A 5,397-nucleotide genomic window follows, 5' to 3' on the forward strand; every position below is an offset into this window, starting at 1 on the left:
CGCTGTGGAACATGACCCGGGACGCGCTGATGCCGGCCCGCGAACGCCGCAGCAGCAGCGACGAAGTCGCGGGCCGGCATCAGCGCGTCCCGGGTCATGTTCCACAGCGCCGACCAGCACAGCGCGCGGGCCAGCGGGTCGCTCAGCGCGCCCAGGTGGCCGCGGAGGGTCTCCAGCGAGCGCTCGTCGAAGCGGATCTTGCAGTAGGTGAGGTCGTCGTCGTTGACCAGCACCAGGTCGGGCCGCCGCTCGCCGGCCAGCCCGGCCACCACCGTGCGCGCCCCGGTGACGTCCGCCTCGGCCCGCGCGTACCGCACCAGCTCGCCGCCGTCGAGCCGGTACAGGCCCACCGCCGCCCGGTGCGGCCGGAGCACCTCGCCGTCCTGCTCGACGGCCAGCTCGGTGATCCGGCCCTCCGCGTCGCAGGTCACCAACGGGGTCAGCGCGTTGACGCCGGTGGTCTCCAGCCAGGAGCGCGACCAGGCCCGCATGTCCCGGCCGGAGGTTTCCTCCAGCACCGCCAGCAGGTCCTCCAGCCGGGTGTTGCCGTAGGCGTGCCGCTTGAAGTAGCGCCGCGCGCCCTCGAAGAACGCCTCCCGGCCCGCGTAGGCCACGAGCTGCTTGAGCACCGCGGCGCCCTTGGCGTAGGTGATGCCGTCGAAGTTGAGCTTGGCGTCCTCCAGGTCCCGGATGTCGGCGGTGATCGGGTGGGTGGAGGGCAGCTGGTCGGCCCGGTACGCCCAGGACTTGCGGCTGTTGGCGAAGGTGACCCAGCTGTCGGTGAACCGGGTGGCCTCGGCCAGCACGAAGGAGCCCATGAAGTCGGCGAAGGACTCCTTCAGCCACAGGTCGTCCCACCAGACCATGGTGACCAGGTCGCCGAACCACATGTGGGCCATCTCGTGCAGGATCACGTTGGCCCGGCGCTCGTAGGCGGCCCGGGTGACCTTGCCCCGGTAGACGTACTCCTCGCGGAAGGTCACCAGGCCCGGGTTCTCCATCGCGCCGAGGTTGTACTCGGGCACGAAGGCCTGGTCGTACTTGCCGAACGGGTAGGGGTAGTCGAAGTTGTCGTGGAAGAAGTCGAAGCCCTGCTTGGTGATCAGGAAGACGTCGTCGGCGTCGAAGTGGCGGGCCAGGCTGCGCCGGCACATCGCGCCGAGCGGGATCTCGATCCCGTCCCGCCGGTAGACGTCGGTGACGTGGTGGTACGGCCCGGCGACGACGCAGGTGATGTACGTGGAGATGGGCGCCGTCCCGGCGAACCGCCACACCCCGCCCTCGCGGGACTCCTCGGCGCCGTTGCCCCACACGCTCCAGCCCTCCGGGGCGGTGACCGTGAAGCGGTAGGGCGCCTTGAGGTCGGGCTGCTCGAAGTTGGCGAACACCCGGCGGGCGTCGGCCGGCTCGTACTGGGTGTAGAGGTAGACCTCGCCGTCCTCGGGGTCCACGAAGCGGTGCATGCCCTCGCCGGTGCGGCTGTAGGCGCACCTGGCGTCGACCACGAGGGTGTTCTGCTCGGCCAGGCCAGGCAGCGTGATCCGGGCCCCGTCGAAGACCTCCGCCGGGTCCAGCTCGCGCCCGTTGAGCACCACCGAGTGCACCGAGGGGGCGATCAGGTCGGCGAAGGAGTCCGCGCCGGGCGCCGCGCAGGTGAAGCGCAGGGTGGTCACCGAGCGGAAGGTCCGCGGCTCCTCGCCGCCGCCCTCGCCGACCGCCGAGCGCAGGTCGAGGGCGACCTCGTAGCCGTCGACGGACAGCAGCGCGGCCCGTTCCCGGGCCTCCTCGCGGGTCAGGTTCTCAAGCGGCACGGCCTACTCCTTCGTGGCTCATGGGGTCGGGCCGATCCTCCCACGCCGCCGAGCCCCGCCGCCGAACCGGTGACGGCCGGGAATGGCCCGGTCGACCAGCGGCGTTGCGGCTGTGGAGGGAGCCGCCCCGCGCCGCCCCCGCCGCTTTCCACCCGTAAGCGCTTGACGAGGAGCTCGCATGTCCGAGACGAGGACCCCCGCCGACTTCTGGTTCGACCCGCTGTGCCCGTGGGCGTGGATGACCTCCCGCTGGATGCTGGAGGTGGAGAAGGTGCGGCCGGTGGACATCCGCTGGCACGTGATGAGCCTCGCGGTGCTCAACGAGGACAAGCTGGACGAGCTGCCGGAGCAGTACCGCGAGCTGCTCGGCCCCAAGGGCTGGCGCCCGGTGCGGGTGGTCGCCGCCGCCCGCGAGCTGCACGGCGACGAGGCCGTGGGCAGGCTGTACACCGCGCTCGGCACCCGCTTCCACAACAACGGCGAGGGCCCGACCCTGGAGGCCATCGAGGGCGCGCTGGCCGACGCCGGCCTGCCGGCCGAGCTGATCGAGTTCGCCGACCAGGACACCTACGACGCCCAGGTGCGCGCCTCGCACCAGGAGGGCATCGACAAGGTCGGCCAGGAGGTCGGCACCCCGGTGATCGCGGTGCCCGGCGCCGACGGCGGGCAGGTCGCCTTCTTCGGCCCGGTCGTCACCCCCGCCCCGCAGGGCGAGGAGGCCGCGAAGCTCTGGGACGGCACCCTGCTGGTCGCCTCCGTCGCCGGCTTCTACGAGCTGAAGCGCACCCGCACCGAGGGCCCGGACTTCAGCAACCTGAAGTAGCCGCCCGCCGGGCACGCAGACGGAACGGCCCCCGCGAGTCCTGTCCTCGCGGGGGCCGTTCGTTGTTCCGCCCGCCCCGTGAAGGTTGAGAAGACGATCACGAGCAAGGCGCCTGGGGGTGCCGGGGCCGTCGGGGGCCCAGCGGCATCAGGGGGTGATCAGCGGGGTGCGGCCCTTGGCCTCGGCGTAGCGCTTGGCCACGTCCTGCCAGTTGACGACCTGCCACATGGCGTCGATGAAGTCGACCTTCTGGTTCTTGTACTGGAGGTAGAAGGCGTGCTCCCAGGCGTCGAAGACCAGGATCGGCACCGAGCCCTGGCCGACGTTGCCCTGGTGGTCGTAGACCTGCTCGACGATGAGGCGGCCGCTGACCGGCTCGTAGGCCAGCACGCCCCAGCCGGAGCCCTGGGTGGTGGCGGCGGCCTTGGAGAGCTGGGCCTTGAACTTGGCGAAGCTGCCGAACGAGGCGGTGATGGCGTCCGCGAGGTCGCCGACGCCGTCGCCGGCGTCCGGCTCGCCGCCGCCGCCGTTCTTCGTGCCGGTCATGTTGTGCCAGTAGATGGAGTGCAGGATGTGCCCGGACAGGTGGAACGCGAGGTTCTTCTCCAGGCCGTTGATGGAGCCCCACGCCTCCTTGTCCCGGGCTTCCTCGAGCTGCTCCAGGGTGTCGTTGGCGCCCTTCACGTACGCGGCGTGGTGCTTGTCGTGGTGCAGCTCGATGATCTGCGGGTTGATGACCGGGTCGAGCTCCGCGTAGTCGTACGGAAGTTCAGGAAGTGTGTAGATCGCCATGTCTCCGAGCCCTCCGACTGCTTATTGCACATTCTATGCAAGTGCAGGCTAACAGTAGGTACGGATGCTGTTGATCAGCCCATCGTCCTAGGTCCCGGGCGCGTCGCGGGGTTCCGTTGGTGCGGACGCACGAAGGCCCCGGCGGGTGACCGGGGCCTTCGTGCGTCTCGGGGCGGGCGTCAGCCCGCGCGGCGGGCGGCGTGCCTTTGGCGGGCGAAGCCGGCGGCGGCCAGGAAGAGGGTCAGCCCGCCGGTCGACAGGAGCTGGACCCGGGTGTCCGGCTCGCGGGCCATCAGCACGAAGACGGCGGCCATCGCGGCCAGCGCCGCCCAGGTGAGGTAGGGGTAGGCCCACATCCGGACCACCAGCTTCTCGGGGGCCTCGCGCTGGAGGCGGCGGCGCAGCACCAGCTGGGAGGCGGCGATGAAGACCCAGACCACCAGGATGACCGCGCCGATCATGTTCAGCAGCCACTGGAAGACGTCGTCGGGACGCCAGTAGCTCAGCAGCACGCACAGGAAGCCGAACGCCGAGGAGGTCAGCACCGCGATCCGGGGCACCCCGCCGGAGATCCGGCCCAGCGCCTTCGGGCCCTGTCCGCGGGCGACCAGCGAGTGGGCCATCCGGGAGGCGCCGTAGATGTTGGCGTTCATCGCCGAGAGCAGCGCGACCAGTACGACGACGTTCATGATCTGCCCGGCGCCCGGGATTTCCAGCGCGTCCAGGGTCGCGACGTAGGGACCGACCTCGACCACGGCCTTGTCGGTCCACGGCACCAGGGTGACCACCACGGCCATCGAGCCGACGTAGAACAGCGCGATCCGCCACATCGCGGTGCGCACCGCCTTGGCGACGCCCTCCACCGGGTGCTCGGACTCGGCGGCGGCGATGGTGACGGTCTCCAGACCGCCGTAGGCGAAGACCGACGCCAGCAGGCCGACGATCAGTCCCTCGGAGCCGTTCGGCAGGAAGCCGCCGTCGCCGGTGAGGTGGGTCGTGCCGGGCGCGTCGGCGCCGGGCAGCACCCCGGCGATGGCCAGCACGCCGATGCCCAGGAAGAGCACGATCGCGCCGACCTTCAGCGCGGCGAACCAGAACTCGAACTCGCCGAAGTTCTTCACCGCGGCCAGGTTGGTGCCGCAGAAGAGCACCATGAACAGCGCCACCCAGGCCCACTCCGGGGTGCCGGGCAGCCAGCCGGTCATGATCTTCGCCGCGCCGATGCCCTCCAGGCCGACGGCCACCGAGAGCAGGAACCAGAACGACCAGCCCGCGGTGAAGCCGGCCCACGGGCCGATGGCCCGCTCGGCGTGCACCGAGAACGAGCCGGAGGCCGGGTTGGCGGCGGCCATCTCGCCGAGCATCCGCATCACCAGCATGACCAGTAGGCCGGACAGCGCGTAGGCGATGACGATGCCCGGTCCGGCGGCCGCGATGGCGGTCCCGGAGCCGACGAACAGGCCCGCGCCGATGACCCCGCCGAGGGCGATCATCGACAGGTGGCGCTGCTTGAGACCGTGCGAGAGGGAGGCGCCGGGCTCGGCCGCCGGGGCGGCGGCCGGGGAGGGCGCGTCGGCGGGCGCGTCGGGCGCGGGAGTCGTCCGGGACATGCGGGGCCCTGTTCTGGCGGAGACGGGGTGCGGTGGCGGCCCCGGCGCGTGTGCGGCGACCGGCGGGGCGCGCACAGCAGTCTGGGCGGAGTCACCGGTGACAGGGAACGCCCGCCCGCTATACGGACACCGTGCTCACACAAGGTGAAGGTCTCTCCACGAGTCGGTCACCGCCCGTGGCCGCGGCCCGCCCGCGGGTCGGACGGGGTCCCGCCCGTGGTCAGAGCCCCTCCCGCGGGCCCGGCGCGGTCAGGCGCGCGGCCGCCGCCGGTCGCGTACCTCCCGCAGCCCCGCCACCGCCAGCACCAGCGCCGCCGCGCCCGCCGACCACAGCACCTGCGGGCGGGTCCCCGGGTCGGTC

Annotated in this window: 4 protein-coding genes; 1 reads left to right on the forward strand and 3 read right to left on the reverse strand. The window is 71.8% G+C overall.

Annotated features, from left to right (window positions below; translation table 11 throughout):
- A partial coding sequence (gene pepN, locus C6N75_RS23700) for an aminopeptidase N (protein ID WP_105870930.1) occupies window positions 1-1,811 on the reverse strand: 1,811 nt, incomplete at its 3' end.
- 178 nt (window positions 1,812-1,989) lie between these two features.
- Between pepN and C6N75_RS23705 the strand changes: the two genes are divergently transcribed.
- Window positions 1,990-2,634 carry a mycothiol-dependent nitroreductase Rv2466c family protein gene (locus C6N75_RS23705; protein WP_105870931.1) on the forward strand — a complete coding sequence of 215 codons (645 nt, stop codon included), beginning with the start codon at window positions 1,990-1,992 and terminating at the stop codon, window positions 2,632-2,634.
- 147 nt (window positions 2,635-2,781) lie between these two features.
- Here C6N75_RS23705 and C6N75_RS23710 read toward each other — a convergent pair whose 3' ends face one another.
- Together C6N75_RS23710 and C6N75_RS23715 are read right to left on the reverse strand one after the other, a co-directional pair.
- Window positions 2,782-3,426: a superoxide dismutase gene (locus C6N75_RS23710; protein ID WP_105870932.1), complete on the reverse strand. Its 645-nt coding sequence runs from the start codon at window positions 3,424-3,426 to the stop codon at window positions 2,782-2,784.
- A 179-nt stretch (window positions 3,427-3,605) separates the two neighbouring features.
- Window positions 3,606-5,036: an amino acid permease gene (locus tag C6N75_RS23715; protein WP_105870933.1), complete on the reverse strand. Its 1,431-nt coding sequence runs from the start codon at window positions 5,034-5,036 to the stop codon at window positions 3,606-3,608.
- Window positions 5,037-5,397 lie beyond the last annotated feature (361 nt).

This window comes from Streptomyces solincola (genome assembly GCF_002982015.1).
Lineage (GTDB): Bacteria > Actinomycetota > Actinomycetes > Streptomycetales > Streptomycetaceae > Streptomyces > Streptomyces solincola.

Excerpts from the sequence above, each read along its gene's own strand:
- C6N75_RS23705 (WP_105870931.1), top strand. The coding sequence starts at position 1,990 with ATGTCCGAGACGAGGACCCCCGCCGACTTCTGGTTCGACCCGCTGTGC.
- C6N75_RS23715 (WP_105870933.1), bottom strand. The coding sequence starts at position 5,036 with ATGTCCCGGACGACTCCCGCGCCCGACGCGCCCGCCGACGCGCCCTCC.
- C6N75_RS23710 (WP_105870932.1), bottom strand. The coding sequence starts at position 3,426 with ATGGCGATCTACACACTTCCTGAACTTCCGTACGACTACGCGGAGCTC.